We start from the raw sequence: 17,200 nt of genomic DNA, 5'->3' as shown, positions 1-17,200 counted from the left end.
TTAGGTCATCTACCGGAGGCTGCCATGCAACGCGTCGGATTCGTGGTTTTCCCAGGCTTCCAGGTCATGTGCCTGGCCGCCGCGTCCGCGTTCGAATTCGCCAACATCACGGTGGACGACGCCGTGTACGACGTCGGCTATTACTCCGAAACGGGCGGTCCGATCGCCAGTTCGCTCGGCATGAGCATGGAAACGCGGCCCCTCGAGCGGCAGTCGTTCGATACCTTGCTGGTTGCCGGTGGCGTGGGCGTGCCGGAGACGACGCCGGCGCTGCTCGACTTCGTGCGCGAAGCACCGCAATGGTCGCGCCGCGTCGCGGCGATCTGCACCGGCGCCTTTGTTCTCGCCGAAGCCGGTCTGCTTGATGGCCGCCGCGCCACCACGCATTGGTTGTTGGCGCGACAACTGCAGAACAGTTTTCCCAAGGTGAAGATGGAAGAGGATCGCATCTTCATCACCGACGGGCCGATCTGGACGTCGGCCGGCATGAGCGCCGGCATCGATCTCGCGCTGGCGATGGTCGAGAAGGATCTCGGTGCGGAGGTTGCGCACAAGGTGGCGCAGAAACTCGTGCTGTATCACCGGCGCTCCGGCGGGCAGTCGCAGTTCTCCGCCTTGCTGGAACTCGAACCGAAATCGGATCGTATACAAATTGCGCTGACGTACGCGAAGAGTCACCTGCGCTCGCCGCTATCGGTGGAGGAACTTGCCGCCGCGGCGAATCTCAGCCCGCGTCAATTCAGCCGCACGTTTCGCGCGGAAACGGGTCAGTCGCCTGCGAAGGCGGTGGAAAATCTGCGCCTTGAAGCGGCGCGTCTGATGATGGAGCAGACGCGCCACCCGATCGAAGTCGTCGCGCGAGAATCGGGCTTCGCCGATCGCGAACGCATGCGCAGGGCGTTTTTGCGAGCGTTCGGTCAGCCGCCGCAAGCGATGCGGCGCAACTTGCGCAGTGACGAACTTGCAGCTTCGTCAAACGATGCGTAGATATCGGCGACAGCGCTCAGCCATCACCTTGGCTAAGCTGCCGTCTCCGCCAGCCACTCCTTGCTGATCCAGCTCACCAGCAGCGCACCGGCCTTGGCGATGCCTTCTTGCTCGCCGAGCCTTTCCACGAGCATGTCGCAAAGCCCGGCAAAGCTTCCGTCTTTCTGAATCAGCAAAATCGCGGCATATTCCAGCGCATCCACCGCTTCCAAAAAGACAGTGAACTGCTGTCGCCACACGATCACGCCGGCGGTTTCCGCGAGCATCTCGCTTTCGGGCAGCGCTTCGTTTCGTTGAAAGGCCGACCAGATATCGGCTGCATTGGTCGTCGCCGCCAATATCTTGAGCGACGGTGCGAGACGTAACCCGGCCGCATCCCAATCGGTCTGCGCTAGCGCGTCCGACGTCAGCGCATCGCCATCGGCCGCTACAAACGCGTACGCAAGTGCGAGCTCGATGCGCGCCAGCTCGCGCACATCCGGGTTATCGGGGTAGAGCGACGCCAGCGTGCCGTCGAAGTCGTCGCCGTAGGCGTCGAGTGTCCACGCATGCGGTGGATGGCTGTCGATATGGGCGATAGCCGTCGTCAGAAACGCTTCTTCGCCGAGCCACATACGGACGTGCGGGTAGCTCGCTTCCAGGCAACTGATCAGCTGGACGCGATAGTTGTTCTGATAGACGTTCAACCCGGCGCTGGAGCCGCCACTCAGGCGCGATGCCGCATCGTCCGATGCGGTCACGAGCCAGGACCGAAAATCGCGTTGCATATCTGCGAGGTTCATGCCGCCATCGCCTTGCGCGCCCACGCATCGATATCGCCGATGCTCCGCGCGATCGCCAGTTCGTCGAGTAGATCTTTGAGCGGCGGAATGTTGCCGTCGCGCTCGATCATGGTCGCAACGGGCCCAGTTAGCGCGATGGCTTTCGCGTAGAGCGCCCAGACCTCGTCGCTAACGGGGCTATCGTGCGTGTCGATCAGCAACTCGCTACCCGCGCTGTGTCCGGCGAGATGGATCTGCCGCACGCGGTCGGCTGGAATGCCACGAAGGTAGGCGTGCGCGTCGAAACCGTGATTGGTGGCGCTCACGAAAATGTTGTTGACGTCGAGCAGCAGGCCGCAGCCGGTGCGCTTGCTCATTGCGTCGAGAAATTCCCATTCGGTCATCGCGGCATCGCCGAAGACGATATAGCTGGACGGATTTTCGAACAGCATGGCGCGGCCCAACACCTCCTGCGCCCTGTGGATATTGGCGCAGACGATGTCCAGCGCCTCTTCGGTGTAGGGCACTGGCAGCAGATCGTGCGAATTGAAGCGATCGATGCGAGACCAGCTCAAATGATCGGAGACAAAAAGCGGTTCGATCTCGTCCGCCAGCGATTTCAACTTGCGCAGATACTCTGTCTTCAGGCCATCCGCGGAACCGATCGACATCGACACGCCGTGCAGCACCACCGGGTAACGTTCGCGTATCCGGCGAAGAATATGACGCGGCTGGCCGCCTTCGACCATGAAGTTCTCTGAGATGACCTCGACAAAGTCGGCGCGCACACGGGTGTCGAGGAAGTCGCGGTAGTGCTCCCGGCGCAAGCCGAGTCCATAACCTGCAAACGTGGGTAGTGACGTGGACATCGCGTGGCTCCCGAATAGAACAGTGAAAGGCTGGACCCGCACCGCGCAGGTCCAGCCGGATCGATTACTTGCCTTGCGGTTCGGTCAGCGTGCCGCCGGCGGCGACGCACGCGCTTGGTGTCTTCACGACGACGCCCTGGCCTTTGCAACCGTTGAGGCCTTTGCAGTCGTGCTTGGCCGTGGCGCAGAGGCTTTGGCCCTTGCACGAGTTGACGCCGTAGCAGCGGCCCGGCTGTTCCTTCTGCACGGACTGATCGGCTGCGTGCGCCGTGGCCACCGATGCGAGGGCCAGCGCGACGACGGCGGCGGCGGCGGCGAAGCTGTTGCGAGACTTGGTAACGAGAGTGCTCATGATGTTTTCCTAGGGTTGGGTATGTGGTTGACAGTGAATCAATGCGGCTTTATTTCAGGCTTTGCGCCGCGTCTTCGATGACTTGCGCAACCTGTTCCGGCTGCGACATGAAAACGAAATGGCTGCCCTTGATCTCGGTGATCTTGGAACCGGCACGCTGGTACATCGAGCGCTGCAGATCGGGGCTGTAGAAATGGTCTTCGGTGGCGACGACCGCCCAGCTGGGCTTGTTGCGCCATGCCGCGACGCCGGCGGCATGGCGCAGCGCGGCGACGGTTCCCGGCACCTGCGAGATCGCCATGAAGTTGGTGCGGTTCACAGTGAGATCGCCGCCGAGATCCGCGCCGAACTTTTTCTGATCGACCGTGATGTAACCGTCGAAAGACGTCTGCAGATCGTTGCTGGGCTCGGGCATGGATTCGACGAGCTGCAGCACGCTTTCGCCCACGCTCGGCGCCACGGCAGCGACATAAACCAGGCCCTTGACCTTGTCGCGGTTGCCGGCCTCGCTGATCACGGCGCCGCCGTAATCGCTGCCGACCAGCAAGGTCGGACCGTCTTGCTTGCGAAGCTGCCGAAACACTGCGTCGGCGTCATTGGGCAGCGATTCGATGTGCGGCTGCACCACGCTCACGGTGTAGCCCTTGTGGATCAGGATGTCGTGCACGACGTGCCAGCCCGAGCCATCCACGAAAGCACCGGGAACGATCACGATGTTCTTGACGCCGGCCGGTGCGGGAGGCGTGGTGTCGGCGGCGAAGGCGGGGCTGGCCGCCGCCAACATGAGAGCTATCAAACTCAACGATTTACGCATGGGGTTTTTCCTTGGGGGAATTGCTATGAAAGAACGGATGTTTTGCGCGGCGATCAGCGCGACAGTGACCAACCGCGACGCAGGGCATCGAGCGACCACGTGCCGCCGCCGCGAGCGACGAGAGGTAGCAACAGGCCAGCCCAGCTCAAATGCGTGGGCCACGCATCGGGGTACACGAACACCTCGATCACCGTGGTCATGCCGAGCAGCGCGAACGCGGAAGCCCGCGTGAACAGGCCCAGCACCAGCAACACGGGGAACAGATGTTCCGCGCCGGTCGCCATGCGCGCGGCCCAATCCGACGGAATCAACGGCAGCGCGTATTCGTTGGCGAACAAGTCATAGGTGGATGACTTGATGGTCAGGAAACCTTCGACTTTCGTGCGTCCCGACTGGAAGAACACAGCGGCGATGCCGAGGCGCGCGACAAGCAGCAGCAAGTTGTCGGGTACGATGCGCGACAGCCACGTTGTCGGCGCGCTATCGCGAGGTTCGCTCGCCGCGAACTTTGTCGAGGCGATTTCGATGCTGCGCGAGCTCATGACTTGGCCTGGAGCGAGCCGTAACCCTTCGGCGTCTTGATCGTGGTGCAGGTGCCCTTGGGGACCAGAATCCAGGCGTTGCCCTGGTAGTCGGCCTTGGCGGTACCCGCGCAGGTCGTGCCCGGGCCGGCGGCGCAATCGTTCTTGCCGGCGCCTGCCACGCCGTAGCATTTCTCCATCGCCGGCTTCGCCGAGCTGGATGTGGCATGCGCGCTGGTCGCCAGCGTTGCTAGTGAGAAAGCCAGCGTGGCGGCCAGAGTTGCGTAGGTGCTTTTCATGAGTGTCTCCGTGAATGAGTGAGTGAGATCAGATGTGGGCGCCGCTCACACGGCGGTGATGACGGCGTTGATGTTTCCGCGCGTCGCCTTCGAGTACGGGCAGATCTGGTGCGCGCGATCGGCGATGGACTGGGCGACGGCGAGGTCGAGTCCCGGCAGGCTCACCTGCAGGCGGGCCGAAATGGAGAAGCCTTCTTCGGGCGCGTTGTTCAGATCCACTTCGGCGGCCACCGAAGCGTCGGCGGGAAGATGGATGCCCAGTTCCTGCGCGGCGCGACCCATCGCACCAATGAAGCAGGCAGACCAGCCGGCGGCGAACAGCTGCTCCGGATTGGTGCCGGTGCCGTTGGAGCCGGGCAGGGACAGCCTGATGTCCAGGCGGTTGTCGCTGCTGCGCGACTGGCCATCGCGGCCACCGGTTGTGAGGGTCTGGGCGGTATAGAGAACGGTGTTGTTAGACATGGTCGGATTTCCTGAGTGGGTTGAAAGGCCGTTCGCCCCGAAGCGGTGGCGTGCAGTCGGCCGGTGTGCATAGGAAACCGTCGTGGCGTATCCCGGATGTGTCGCGCGGAGCGTCAAAAAGCATCGGAATGTGTAGCGAGCGGCGCCGGATACGTTCCGATACAAAACCCGCCGCCTTTGTACAAACGGATACAAAAAGCCGGTAAAGCGGACACGTTCGAGATAACTCAGACCGCTCAAATAGCGGGCAGGGCAACGCGCACAGGCGTCGCCATCCCCTATTGCGAGGAAAGACTCATGAATTTTCTGCGTATCGCCATTGCCGCGGCCGCCCTGGGTTCGGCGCTGCTGGCCTATTGGCCCAGCGCGTGGACCACGGCCAGTGCCCAGGAAGCGGTCTCCCAGGCACCGGAATTCACCGGCGCGGACCGCTGGTACAACTCCCAGCCCCTGACGATGGCCGCACTTCGCGGCAAGGTCGTACTGGTCGAATTCTGGACGCGCGAATGCATCAACTGCATCCACGTGCTGCCGCATACCAAAGAGTTGTACGACAAGTACGCCAAAGACGGCTTGGTGGTCGTAGGTGTGCACACGCCCGAGTACGACGAAGAACGCGATCCGGCCGCACTCCAATCGGCCATCCGCCAGTTCGGGATCACCTGGCCGGTTGCGGTGGATAATGAATCGCGCATCTGGAACGCCTACGGCAACCGCTTCTGGCCGGCGCTCTATCTCATCGATCAGAACGGTCGCGTGGTGTACAGCCACATAGGTGAGGGAAACTATGTCGAGACCGAACAGCGTGTGCGGCAGTTGCTTGGCAAAGCGCCGTAAGACGTCACCGCAACCCCATCACTTGGATGAACAACATGGATCACATCGACCACATCCTCGTCGTCGATGACGATCACGACATTCGCACCGGTGTCGTGGACTATCTACGCAAGAACGGCCTGCGCGCGAGCGCGGCCGTCGACGGGCGCGACATGTTCGCGCAGCTGGACACCTCGGCGTTCGACCTGATCGTGCTCGACATCATGATGCCGGGCGACGACGGCCTGGTGCTGTGCCGTACGCTACGCAGCGGCAAGCATCGAGCTGTGCCCATCCTCCTGCTCACTGCGCGCGACGACGAAACCGATCGCATCATCGGCCTGGAGATGGGCGCGGACGACTACGTGGCCAAACCGTTCTCGCCACGGGAACTGTTGGCGCGCATCAAGGCGGTGATCCGGCGCACGCGCATGCTGCCGCCGAACCTTCGCATCACAGAGACGGTCGACACCCTGTCTTTCGGCCGTTGGCGTCTGGATACCACCGCGCGTCATTTGATCGACGAAGACGGCACCGTCGTTGCGCTGAGCGGTGCCGAATTCCGATTGCTGCGCGTGTTCCTGGATCATCCGCAGCGCGTGCTGTCGCGAGACCAGCTGCTCAACCTTACGCAGGGCAGGGATGCGGAACTCTTCGACCGCTCCATCGACCTGCTGGTGAGTCGCTTGCGAACGCGCCTCGACGACAAAGCGAAAGAGCAGACGTACATCAAGACTGTGCGCAGCGAAGGTTATGTATTCAGCATGCCGGTGACGGTGCACGGGAACGACACATGAACCGCATCGCATCGACGGCGCCGAAGCGCTGGCTGCCGCGCAGCATGGCCTCGCGCCTTTATTTGATCATCCTCGCCGGTTTGCTGTTGGCGCAGGGTCTTTCCATGGCGCTGCAGTCCTACGAGCGCTACGAAAGCGCCGTATCGGTGATGCTCAATACCGTCGAAAACGAGGTAGGTACCTCGGTCGCCATACTGGATCGCCTGCCTGCGCAGGAACGTCCTGACTGGCTCGGCCGTCTGCAACGCGACAATTACCGCTTCGTACTTGATGCAGGACAGCCTGGCATGCCGCTGATTTCCGAACGTTCGCGCCAGCTGACTCGCAGTATCGCCAAACAAGTGGGAGCCGATTACCACGTGCACGCCGACGCCGTTTCGGTAAAACCGGAGCGCTACCAGGTGCATTTCACCTTGCATGACGGCTCGCCCCTCACGCTGGAAATCACGCCGCATATGGCGCCGGTGGCGTCGTGGCTTCCCGTCGTTTTGACGCTACAACTGCTGCTGCTGCTCGCATGCACATGGTTAGCCGTGCGCCTGGCGACACGGCCGTTGACGCAGCTGGCGCAAGCCGCCGAATCGATGACGCCGACCGCCGACGGACCGCGTATGAGCGAAAACGGTCCCACCGAAGTGGCTCAGGCCGCCGCGGCCTTCAACACGATGCAAGAGCGCGTTGCGCGCCATCTCAAGGAGCGGCTGCATATCCTGGCGTCGATCTCGCACGACCTGCAGACACCGATCACGCGCATGCGGCTTCGCGCCGAGAATCTGGAAGAGGGCGAAGAACGCACCAAAATCCTGAAAGACTTACGCGAGATGGAGCATCTGGTGCGGGAAGGCGTCGCCTACGCCCGCAGTGCGCATGGCGGTGCGGAAACCCCCGTGCGTATCAACGTGGAGGCCTTCTTCGAAAGCCTCGTATTCGACTACCAGGACATCGGTCGACCGGTAACGCTATCCGGCTCCATCAACGGCACCGCCATAGTTCGTCAGCAAGCATTGCGTCGCGTGTTGGGCAACCTGATCGACAACGCGATCAAATATGGCGGCGGCGCCGAAGTCGGCGCATGGAGAACGGAGCAAGGCGCATTGTGCATTGCCGTGTCGGATCGTGGCCCGGGCATTCCCGAAGAATCTCTGGAGCAAGTCCTTCAGCCTTTCTATCGCCTGGAAGCATCGCGCAACCGCGATACCGGTGGCGCAGGCCTTGGATTGGCCATCGCCGCACAACTTACACGTGCGATCGGAGGAAACCTCGCGCTGGCCAATCGCGAGGGTGGCGGGCTGGTTGCGACCGTTACTTTCTGATTTCAGTGCCATACTACCAGCATCGAATCGCAGCTTAAATTCCGCGTTGGCAGGGCTAGCTGTGTTGTGCCACATTAAAAGGTAAGTCGGGTAGGGGGGGCTGTTGCACAAATGGAATCTGGACGCCGCCGTGAGTATTCATATCCCTCCACGGATGGACCCTATCCCGGTTCTCTCGTTAGGTTGGCCATCACCTTTGCGCTTGTAATCTTTCTACCAATTGGCTTACCTATTTTCGTCACCTTCATGTTCTCTGAATCGACATTTTGGCCGTGTACTTTGGCCTTTGTTTCCAATGGAGATATAGCGCTATCGTCCATCTTTTTGATAACTGCTGTACTGTGTGATGGCATGATCAATCGTCGAGATACTACAGCCGTAACGTTGCTTGCGATTGTAATTATCTTTGTAGCGCTTTGCGTATATACGCAGGACCGGCTTGCCCATGAAGTGTCAGTCGGAGAATCGAAAGCAGTGCTGTCTAATTGGTTGGGTGTGGCGTGCTACGTCGTCGCCGCCGGTTGGACTCTGTGGTCTCAGCATATTTGGTTCAGGTATTCCGAAGCCTAAAACGTCATGAATAGTAACCTTCTCATTGTCGCTGAGTTCCTAACACTGCTCTCAACAGTGATTGCTATGTTGGCGAGACTTTTGTTTCTCCGATATAAAAAGCTCCAGCAGAAGCACGCATCGGCGCCTGAGCGTGACACGTCAGTCGTTATTCCCATTAAAGACGCACTGTCAATTAGTCTTTCGAGTTCATCTCCAGTGATAAATGTTGTAACAGTTCAGTCCCCGTCCGCGCCGATGACGACAACTTCGTCAACTGACGTTCCCTATACGGTCATTGCTAACACATCGATTGAGGTCCTAAGTGATGTCTGACGCACCAGCGAACTTGCAACGTGCCCCGGTCAAGCGTTCGATTAGCTTTTGCGAACTCTATGCAAATGCCGTCAACTTCAAAGTCACCGCTACGGACTTTGGCTTGGTATTCGTTCGAACTGTTAACGACGAAAACGGTATAGCCGTTAACGAAGAGCAGGCAGCCGTTTCCCTAGCACCGCAGGCCTATAAGCACATGGTGTTGGCTTTGCTTGATTTATTGAATGAGTATGAGGCGCAAGTAGGCGAAATAAAAATGCTCACCAGCGTGCCGTCGGTGGAAACTATACGCGGCGCAATCACTGGCCTTGTAAACAGTGCCAAGAGTCAGCCCTCAGTCGTTTCCGGCACGCGGTAGCCTAGCTAGTTGGTCCGTGCGTCGCGATTTAGATTCAACGTTGTGTGTTCTGCGAGTGCAGGGTAGATCCAGTTCAGGCGCTCGCGTTTCCTGGGCACAGCACAGCGCCATGTGTTCGGAAGATCCAGGCAGCAAGCCGCATGCCAGCCGATTTCAGGCTACGAATCAAATTTGACATAATATACATTATGCGCAATTACGTAATAGCCATAGTACCTAACGCAACGCTTCTTGCCACCGGACCGTTGGGTCATCCTCTCAGACCGCAACCCGGAAACCTCCGGGTCCCGGGTTGCATTGTAGAAAGGAGCTCGGCGCGTGTTGGCTACGCTGGCGTGGTCAGACAACTCGCGCAATCAGGTCAAGGTTTACTTCAAGCCAGCGGCTTGCTCAATCACATCGGCCACTACGTCGGGATGCGAAAGCATTGGAACGTGGCTGGAAGGAATGGTCGACGTGGTTGCATGGATCTTGTTTGCCATGCTTTTTTCAAGATCCGGTTGAATCGCCCGATCCTCGGAAGCAACGATGTACCAAGAAGGTTTGCTGTGCCACGCCGCGCTGGTTACGTTGCCACCCAGTGACTTTGCACTGGTGGGTGCTTGTGCGGCATACAAGATCGCCTTCTCGGGCGCACTCAAGTCTTGGGCAAAACTCTCGTAGATGCCCGCCTTGGTGAGCTTGAGGAACCCTTCCCTATCCGGCTTAACCTCGGCGGCCAACGGAGGGGGAGCCATGGTCGCTCCCAAGGAGCCTGCAGACTGACCATCGTCTGGAGCAAATGCGGCGACATAAACCAAACCCCTTACTTTGGGATCGTTGCCGGCTTCCGTTATGACAGCCCCACCATAGGAGTGTCCAACCAAAAGGACCGGACCATCCTCGAGGGCGATAGCCCGTTTGACGGTCGCGGCGTCGTCAGCCAGAGACGTGAGCGGAAGTTGTACGGCAACAACGTTCATGCCTTTTGCGTTGAGTAGAGGAATGACCTTCGACCAACTTGAACCGTCCGCCCATGCGCCGTGCACAAGAATGACATTCTTCACCTGCGATGGTGCTGCGGAAGCTGCCTCTGCGGACGAACTGTTCATAGTCAGGGATACGCTCGATAGACAGATAAGGGACGTGGCGACAAGCGAACGCCACGAGATTCTTTGCCTGGTTTTCATGATGGAAACTCCTTCGCCCAAATGAAGATGGAATTGCTGGTAGGGCGAAGGAAATAGAGCATGGCGGGATGGTCGTCTCTTTCGAAAAACAGACTCGAATTTCAAAAAAACGACCGAAAACCCACGTGCACGTCTTGTCGGGATCGAGCGACACATTATTCCGAGGGACTATCGATCCAGGGTGCGAAGGAGCGACGCCAGCGTCCAGGGCTCACCTTCGTGCACTGCTTGAATGCGGCGTTGAAGTGAGACTGGCTGGAGAATCCGCATTCCAAAGCGATATGTGCCATTGAGTGGTCTGACTCAACGAGCAGAAACTTCGCTTTGCTGATGCGCCGGGCGAGCAACCATTGATGGGGCGACATGCCGATTGATCGCCGGAAGCTCCTGGCGAAATGTGTCACGGACAATTGGCATTCGAGCGCCAACTCCGCGAGGGAGATGTCCATGCGCTCATCCATCATTTCCTTCGCACGCAGTTCCTGCCACCGGGCCAGGCCGGACGAATAGCGACGAGCGGCGGTGCTGGCATTTCCATAATGTCCCAGCGTATGCGCGCACACGGCACTCAGAATTTCGTCCAGCAACAATCCACTGGCAATGTGTTGTTCCCTGAGTGCGGCCAAGGCCGCTTGACACAGAAATCTCATCACCGGGTCGTCCCGGCCGACCATCGGGCCGTGGATCAACTCCGAAATCGGCGAAGTCCCGTTCTGGTCGGAGAACGCATTGAGTGTCGCGAGTGGAATGCGGAAGTGGAGCGAGTGCGTCGATTCGCGCACCATCGCTCTGGGGTCGAGCCGCAGGTCGTGAATATAGGTCATGCCTGCCACGGCAGGTTCTACAGGTATGGATCGACCGTTCAACCAGTATTCGTGGTCCACAATGCTGGCGAGTTGGACATCCACTAGAAAAGCTTCATCGCAGCCCAGTGAGCCGCTTGGTTCCGCCATCGGAAGATCGAGTTTCAATTCCGACAGCGCAATCGTCCCCCGCTCCAGCTTGCGTTCGGCGCGCAAGTCAGGCTCGGGTACGCCAAAGCAACCTGCAAGATGCTTTCCGAAAGCTGTATCGCCCGATTCAGCCTGTAACCCACCGACTTGTCTACGGGGTTGGCTGCTTCCGCCTTCTTTCATAAATGCCCTCCTGGCCGCCATCTTCCCGCCATGCTGACCACTTTGGGAAGCTCGGCCACCGGTAGGCACCCATGGCAGCAATGGGTCGGGAGCTGCTGCTCCCCTACCCTCGATAACCCTCTCTAATCGTCACCTTCCCTGCACCTAACTCTAGCCAAAGGCTGATCCTGCATGTCTGCTTCGGGCCGGAAACGGACATTAGATCGAATCTCTGCAGCTCGTCTCGTAACGCGTATTGCTGTGACTGGAAACAATCTCGCTTCCTTCCACGCGGACATCGACGGGCGCCACCAGTCGATCGCTTCGCCTGTCTTGACGATCTCTTATGGAGTCGGCGTCGCCAGGAACGTGTGAACGTGGTTGGCTGTGTCGGCCGCATTCACGTCTGCATCGTAGTAGTTTCCCATCAGTACGCCGTTGTTGTTGACGGAGGCCAATGCTGTACCGTACTCGCCCGGAATCGCGAAAGTGGTATAGACCCCATTCTTCAATATGAATCCCTGCAGGCCCTCACCGCCCGTTTGGAGGCATTGGTTGGTCGGACAGTAGCTCCCGACGATCTCGTCGGCATCGTTGATTCCCGTGCTGGCGGTGTAGACCGCACCTGGGAAGTCGATCGACGTATAGGTGTCCCCACGCCGCAAAAAACCGTGGACGTTGCCGTTTGCATCGGCGTATGAGCCGACAATGTGCCCTTCGCTATTGACCGAAAGATACAGCTGAATCTGGCCGCCGCCGGGATAGTCGAACGAGGTGTACGTACCTCCGATAAGCGTATATCCGTGCGAGTTTCCGGTGCTGTCAGTCCATCCACCGACAATCTCGCCCGTATTGTTGATTGCCGGGGAGAAGGTGCTAACGGCGCCGGTAAACGGCACGTTTAGGGGTTTAAATGTATCGCCGTCCAACTCATAGCTGTGAAAGATATAAGAATCTCCGGCCTCACCAACATAATAATCGCCGACAATCTGGCCGAAATCATTGATGCTGTAGGGTTGCTGTACTTGCGAGCCCTGAGGGTCATTCAATAGATCGTAGGTCTCTTGGACGGGATTGGTTCCAAATACTCGCGCAAGAAAGCCTGTCTGAGTTATCCCGTTGTTTGAAGACCAAGCCCCGACGACTCTAATCTTGGGCGTAGCTGTTCCGCTCTGATCGTCCGAGTCGCGGTCAAGGGCATCGGGATTGATACCAACACCCTGTGTATCGAGAGCCCCCGGATAGCTGATCAGAGTGTATGTGTAGGTCGGTGAATCCGACAACCGTGTGCTCACCTGCGCTTTAGTTAGCGCCTTTCGCGCACCTAGAAACCTCATCGCAGGCATTAATCCCTGCGCAAAGCTATTTGAAACGATCAGGGTTGCTCCCAACAGGGCCAGAGCTATTCCAGAGTTTTTCAAAACGTGATTCTTCACAAGACCCCCTTGATTCGGACGTTAATCGAATGAATGTGGCAGGAACTTGTGCGAAGCCTAATGGCGCGCGCGACGACCAGAAGCTCCCGTTCGACGGGACCTGGCAATTTTGCGATGAACCGTGCATTCAGTACGCCCAACGGGTGCAAGAACAAAGGAGCAGCCCATAGAATGCGGGCATGCCTACCCCAGACGCGCCAAAGCGCCTCGTATCTTTCTGGCCGCTGCAGATCGGCGGTTGGGCGCTTTATGCATTGACGACTGCGATCGCTTCAGTCCCTTACAGTCACACCGGTACTGAAGTGTTTGCAGTCGTGGTTGAGCTTGGTACTTCCTTTCTCGCCAGCTTTCTCTTGTATTTCCTTTGCCGGTATCTCTGGCGCAAGGGCGTGCCGCTATTTCGCGCCCTCTCCTACTGCGTGGTTGTCTCCTACGTACTCGGCGTAGCGTGCACGATCGTTACGCGCCTCATGCAGATGCTCTGGACCAACACGACGTTGCCGTTCGACTGGAGTATCGCGTTGACTGAAGCCATCGGCGTCAGTTTGACCCTTGATGGATGGAGTGCGCTCTATTTCGGCATAAAACACTATCAAACCGTCGAGCAACAAAGGACAAAGCTGCTTTCGATGGAGGCGACAGCGCGAGAGGCACAGTTATTGGCTCTGCACTATCAGCTTCAGCCACACTTCTTTTTCAATACACTCAACGCCATTTCCTCGTTAGTAGTAAGTAATCAGCCTCTATTGGCTACGGAAGTGATCGCAAGGCTGGCCGCGCTTCTGCGAAATACGCTGAGCTTTCCTGACACGCACACGGTGACACTGCGAGATGAGCTTGCTGTGGTCGACGAATATCTGACCATTGAGCGAATACGCTTCGGTTCGCGACTTAAGGTATCTTTCGATGTGAGCGACGAGGCAAATGACGCGCAAGTGCCACGCTTCTTGCTGCAACCGCTCATCGAAAATGCCATCCGGCACGCGATCGCCCTGCGTCCCGAGGGCGGTGAAATCACCATCAGCGCACGCCTGGCCGAGCAAAGATTGCAGATCGATGTTGCGAACGACACGTGTGAGCTTGAAGCGACGGACTCCTATCAGAGCCATGGGGTGGGATTGGCGAACACGAGGGCTCGATTGGGGCAGCTCTACGGTGCTCACGACGCGACCCTAATGCTGTCGGGGGAGAATGGACGATTCATGGTTTCACTTCGACTCCCACTGATCACGGAGCCGATTGTGAGCTTATCGATGGTCGGACGATGACTATCCGAGTCCTCATCGTCGATGACGAGCCGCTCGCGCGACTTGGCGTGATCTCTCGCCTACGCGCGTACCCGGACATGATCGTCGTCGGCGAATGTGCGACGGGAGAGGATGCACAGCATTTGATTGCTCATTTGACGCCAGATCTCGTTTTTCTTGACATCGAGATGCCTGGTATCAACGGCATTGAGCTGGTACGACTGCTTCCTAAGGGCTACGCGTCGCATTTCGTATTCCTGACGGCGCACGACGAGTATGCGTTAAATGCATTCGATATCGAGGCGCTCGATTATTTGCTCAAGCCCATTGATAACGAACGGTTCGCCGCTTGCGTTGATCGCGTTAGGCGAACCGTTGTGCTGCATCGGCAGGAGAGCCACTACGGCCTTCTGTATGAACGGTTAATTGCCAAACATGCTGACACAGGTGGCCAGCCGGTTCGTCGCTTTACGGTGCGCTGCGGCAGCGATATTACATTCGTGAAGGCAGACGACGTCGATTGGATAGAGGGCTTGTCGGACTACGCCGGTTTGCACGTACAGCGTAAGACCCACCTCATTCGCGAAACGCTCAGCTCTCTGGAGTCGCATCTAGATAGCTCACAGTTCCTGCGCATCCATCGCTCCTCGATCGTCCAGGTCGATCGCATCGTTCGCGTGCAGGCGCTCGCCAATCGCGACGCACTCGTTACATTGCGAGATGGCCAGTCGTTGCGAGCAAGCCGCAACTACAGTTCGGGCCTTCACGATCTGCTGCGAAATAGACGTTCCTCGCTTTGAGTAGCGACCGGCACTGGAGTCCAGTGGCTAATCCCCCAATTCTCTAGGATTAAAGTTCAGCCTCGTTTTGCCGATAAGTCGTATGCCCTAAAAGGCGTAACCTTTCTTTTGAGAGAAAATCATGTCCGTACAGGCCATCAGCAGTCAGCCGACCGTCGTAGCGACTCCAAGCGCCGGCACCTCACCCTCGCAACCTGCCTCCACAGCGCAGGCAGGTAGTGGCACTAAATCGACGCCGGCAGCATCGTCCGACAAGGTCAGCATCAGCAGTGCCGCGCATGCCGCCCTCCTCCATGCCGCCGTCGCCGAAGCGACGGAAACCTCCGTGCAGACTGCTCAGGAAGCAAGTCGTGGAGATATTCAGGCGCAGCATTTGCTCGCGAAGGAGCAGGCCGCGAAAGGCGGCTAATCCTGAATCGTCACCGCTCACAGCCCTGCGGAATCGCCGTAACACCCATCCCTTTCACCCATTCGTTCCGCCGCTGGAGACGTTGCCTTTCACCTTGAAGTAAGGGGCGGCCTTGCCTGCCCCTTCCCTATTCAATAACTTGTGCTTCGACGCGTCCCTGACGCACAGCACGTATCAATGCGTCGTGATCACGCTCATTCTGATCGGCATAATCGACGGCGAACGAAGTTATCGCATCCGCGAAAGCGTCGCTTTTTCCGAGATAGGCAGCTAACACAACGGCATCGCCGGTCCGCGCATGCGCGCGTGCCAAAGCACGGCCGCAGAGTTCAGCGTAGTTACGAAGGTTGAGCGGTTTCATCACGCTGATGTCTGGCGTTATCTTGGCATCGCGCAGCTGGCGAACGTAAAACTGGCGTGCGATTCCGTGGGTCCAGCCTATAAAAATATCGCTTGCCGATTGCATCATGCGTTGCCCTACCACTACGCGCTCGCCGTGATGCTTGTAAACGCTCGCGCCGACATAGGGCTCGATAACAGACTCACGCGCTTCTTTGAACTGCAGAAAAAGCGGGTCGCCCGAGCCAGAGACCAAAAGCAGAATGCCGCAATAGGTTCCGACGCTGCCCACCCCCACTACTTTCATGGCCACGTCGACAAGGCGGAAGCGATCCAGTAACACCCGCCGTTGAGGTTGAAGTGTGTCTCGATAATGCGCAAACCCGCGATTGAGTTCCTTGCGACGCTTGGCTGGGTCACCGCTATCGTCGTGATAGATGAGCGGCAGCTCGTCACGAATGCGCGGCGGCGAGCCCTCGGCTACAGCCAATTTCACGAACTCCTTCGTGTGGGCCGTATATTCCGTCGCCTTTTTTAGCCGCGTTTTGGCGAGCTTCTTCAAGTCGGGATCGACGATCTGCTCGATAATTTTTTTCAGATCGAGAAAATCGTACCAGGCATCCAACAATGGCATCTCACTGTATTCGGCCATGCGATCCCGGTAAGCACTTGTCGCGTGCCAGGCGGCTTCGCGCCCATCATCCTTGGAAAAGCCATTGGACTGTGCGGCAATGAAAAGACTGGCAGCAAGGCGCTTTAAATCCCACTCCCATGGGCCGACGCTGGTTTCATCGAAATCGTTGATATCGAATACAAGCCGCCGCTCGGGCGTGGCATAGCCACCGAAGTTGAGCAAATGACAATCACCGCAGACCTGCAAGTGCATACCCGTAGACGGCGTATGTGCCAGATCGGCAGCCATGATGGCAGCACTACCACGATAGAAAGCGAACGGCGATTCCATCATGCGGCCGTATCGGATAGGCACAAGATGGGGGACCCGCCCCACCGAATTGGCCATCAATGTTTCAATAGCATCCCGCCGGTGTTTGGGTGCATGCCACCCCGCTTGCGACTTGCGCGGACACTGCGATCGAAGCGACTTTGCCAGCGCCAACCGCTCGTCGATCGACTGCGTATGCGTCTGCGCCGGCAGCGGCGCTTCAATGGCTTGGCGCGCCTTGCGCGCTGAATGATGGGTGCTACTACGAGCCACTTGCAGATGGGAGGACGTAGCCATGCAATCGGTCTCCGTCATTCGTTCGAACAGTGGTATCCCTGACGGACTCTCTAAGTGCACGTGTCGTCACGGGAGGATATCTCCGCTTCGGGTTGGAAGCGGACCTTCACTATACCCGCGATAACTCGGGCTAATCACCCTTCAATGGCGAGCGCCTGTTCGACGCCGATATCGCCCAGTAGTTCTTCGAGCACACCCACAGCGGCAGCAC

The 17,200-nt window shown here is 58.4% G+C and carries 19 protein-coding genes; 8 read left to right on the top strand and 11 right to left on the bottom strand.

Going from position 1 to position 17,200, the window contains the following annotated elements:
• Positions 1 to 24: 24 nt before the first annotated feature.
• Positions 25 to 987, top strand: coding sequence for a GlxA family transcriptional regulator (locus QQL64_RS05855; RefSeq protein WP_284396905.1), 963 nt, complete (start codon positions 25 to 27; stop codon positions 985 to 987).
• A 32-nt stretch (positions 988 to 1,019) separates the two neighbouring features.
• Here QQL64_RS05855 and QQL64_RS05850 read toward each other — a convergent pair whose 3' ends face one another.
• The 7 genes from QQL64_RS05850 to QQL64_RS05820 all read right to left on the bottom strand — a co-directional run bounded on the left by QQL64_RS05850 (position 1,020) and on the right by QQL64_RS05820 (position 5,065).
• Complete coding sequence (locus QQL64_RS05850; RefSeq protein WP_284396903.1) at positions 1,020 to 1,769, bottom strand: HvfC/BufC N-terminal domain-containing protein; 750 nt, start codon at positions 1,767 to 1,769, stop codon at positions 1,020 to 1,022.
• Positions 1,766 to 2,617, bottom strand: coding sequence for an MNIO family bufferin maturase (gene bufB, locus QQL64_RS05845; protein ID WP_284396901.1), 852 nt, complete (start codon positions 2,615 to 2,617; stop codon positions 1,766 to 1,768). Before bufB ends, QQL64_RS05850 begins: the two co-directional genes overlap by 4 nt.
• Positions 2,618 to 2,681: 64 nt before the next feature.
• Positions 2,682 to 2,969 carry a BufA2 family periplasmic bufferin-type metallophore gene (bufA2, locus tag QQL64_RS05840; RefSeq protein WP_284396898.1) on the bottom strand — a complete coding sequence of 96 codons (288 nt, stop codon included), beginning with the start codon at positions 2,967 to 2,969 and terminating at the stop codon, positions 2,682 to 2,684.
• A gap of 49 nt (positions 2,970 to 3,018) precedes the next feature.
• Complete coding sequence (locus QQL64_RS05835) at positions 3,019 to 3,783, bottom strand: alpha/beta fold hydrolase (protein ID WP_284396895.1); 765 nt, start codon at positions 3,781 to 3,783, stop codon at positions 3,019 to 3,021.
• 53 nt (positions 3,784 to 3,836) lie between these two features.
• Positions 3,837 to 4,325, bottom strand: coding sequence for a DoxX family protein (locus QQL64_RS05830; protein ID WP_284396890.1), 489 nt, complete (start codon positions 4,323 to 4,325; stop codon positions 3,837 to 3,839).
• A complete protein-coding gene (locus tag QQL64_RS05825) occupies positions 4,322 to 4,603 on the bottom strand; it encodes a BufA1 family periplasmic bufferin-type metallophore (RefSeq protein WP_284396889.1) in 282 nt (93 codons plus the stop codon). Before QQL64_RS05825 ends, QQL64_RS05830 begins: the two co-directional genes overlap by 4 nt.
• A gap of 45 nt (positions 4,604 to 4,648) precedes the next feature.
• Positions 4,649 to 5,065 carry an organic hydroperoxide resistance protein gene (locus QQL64_RS05820; RefSeq protein ID WP_284396886.1) on the bottom strand — a complete coding sequence of 139 codons (417 nt, stop codon included), beginning with the start codon at positions 5,063 to 5,065 and terminating at the stop codon, positions 4,649 to 4,651.
• Positions 5,066 to 5,362: 297 nt separating this feature from the next.
• Between QQL64_RS05820 and QQL64_RS05815 the strand changes: the two genes are divergently transcribed.
• From QQL64_RS05815 to QQL64_RS05800, 4 genes are all read left to right on the top strand, one after another.
• Complete coding sequence (locus tag QQL64_RS05815; RefSeq protein ID WP_284396883.1) at positions 5,363 to 5,902, top strand: redoxin domain-containing protein; 540 nt, start codon at positions 5,363 to 5,365, stop codon at positions 5,900 to 5,902.
• A 35-nt stretch (positions 5,903 to 5,937) separates the two neighbouring features.
• Positions 5,938 to 6,678, top strand: a complete 741-nt coding sequence (locus tag QQL64_RS05810; protein ID WP_284396882.1) for a response regulator — start codon at positions 5,938 to 5,940, stop codon at positions 6,676 to 6,678.
• A complete protein-coding gene (locus tag QQL64_RS05805; RefSeq protein ID WP_284396877.1) occupies positions 6,675 to 7,991 on the top strand; it encodes a sensor histidine kinase in 1,317 nt (438 codons plus the stop codon). The genes QQL64_RS05810 and QQL64_RS05805 overlap by 4 nt, the downstream gene beginning before the upstream one ends.
• A gap of 877 nt (positions 7,992 to 8,868) precedes the next feature.
• A complete protein-coding gene (locus QQL64_RS05800; protein ID WP_284396874.1) occupies positions 8,869 to 9,234 on the top strand; it encodes a DUF3467 domain-containing protein in 366 nt (121 codons plus the stop codon).
• Between the two features lie 368 nt (positions 9,235 to 9,602).
• Here QQL64_RS05800 and QQL64_RS05795 read toward each other — a convergent pair whose 3' ends face one another.
• The 3 genes from QQL64_RS05795 to QQL64_RS05785 form a co-directional block, all read right to left on the bottom strand.
• Positions 9,603 to 10,325 (bottom strand): alpha/beta fold hydrolase, encoded by a 723-nt coding sequence (locus QQL64_RS05795; RefSeq protein WP_284396871.1) that lies wholly within the window; start codon positions 10,323 to 10,325, stop codon positions 9,603 to 9,605.
• A 233-nt stretch (positions 10,326 to 10,558) separates the two neighbouring features.
• Positions 10,559 to 11,539: a helix-turn-helix transcriptional regulator gene (locus tag QQL64_RS05790; protein WP_284396869.1), complete on the bottom strand. Its 981-nt coding sequence runs from the start codon at positions 11,537 to 11,539 to the stop codon at positions 10,559 to 10,561.
• 323 nt (positions 11,540 to 11,862) lie between these two features.
• On the bottom strand, positions 11,863 to 12,954 hold the full coding sequence (locus QQL64_RS05785; RefSeq protein WP_284396867.1) for a hypothetical protein: 1,092 nt from the start codon (positions 12,952 to 12,954) through the stop codon (positions 11,863 to 11,865).
• 179 nt (positions 12,955 to 13,133) lie between these two features.
• On the opposite strand from QQL64_RS05785, the gene QQL64_RS05780 reads away from it, so the two are divergent.
• The 3 genes from QQL64_RS05780 to QQL64_RS05770 all read left to right on the top strand — a co-directional run bounded on the left by QQL64_RS05780 (position 13,134) and on the right by QQL64_RS05770 (position 15,410).
• Positions 13,134 to 14,222: a sensor histidine kinase gene (locus tag QQL64_RS05780; RefSeq protein WP_284396865.1), complete on the top strand. Its 1,089-nt coding sequence runs from the start codon at positions 13,134 to 13,136 to the stop codon at positions 14,220 to 14,222.
• Positions 14,219 to 15,001, top strand: coding sequence for a LytR/AlgR family response regulator transcription factor (locus QQL64_RS05775; RefSeq protein WP_284396862.1), 783 nt, complete (start codon positions 14,219 to 14,221; stop codon positions 14,999 to 15,001). The genes QQL64_RS05780 and QQL64_RS05775 overlap by 4 nt, the downstream gene beginning before the upstream one ends.
• A gap of 121 nt (positions 15,002 to 15,122) precedes the next feature.
• Entirely contained in the window at positions 15,123 to 15,410 is a 288-nt protein-coding gene (locus tag QQL64_RS05770) for a hypothetical protein (RefSeq protein ID WP_284396861.1), read from the top strand.
• A gap of 127 nt (positions 15,411 to 15,537) precedes the next feature.
• Here the strand turns inward: QQL64_RS05770 and QQL64_RS05765 are convergent, their stop codons facing one another.
• The gene (locus QQL64_RS05765; RefSeq protein WP_284396858.1) at positions 15,538 to 16,989 is read right to left on the bottom strand and encodes a DUF2252 domain-containing protein; all 1,452 of its coding nucleotides are present in this window, start codon (positions 16,987 to 16,989) and stop codon (positions 15,538 to 15,540) included.
• Positions 16,990 to 17,200: the final 211 nt, after the last annotated feature.

Source organism: Dyella lipolytica, from assembly GCF_030160075.1.
GTDB classification, from domain to species: Bacteria; Pseudomonadota; Gammaproteobacteria; order Xanthomonadales; family Rhodanobacteraceae; genus Dyella_B; species Dyella_B lipolytica.
Note: the sequence above shows the minus strand (reverse complement) of the source record. Positions and strands in the feature narration are given on the sequence as shown.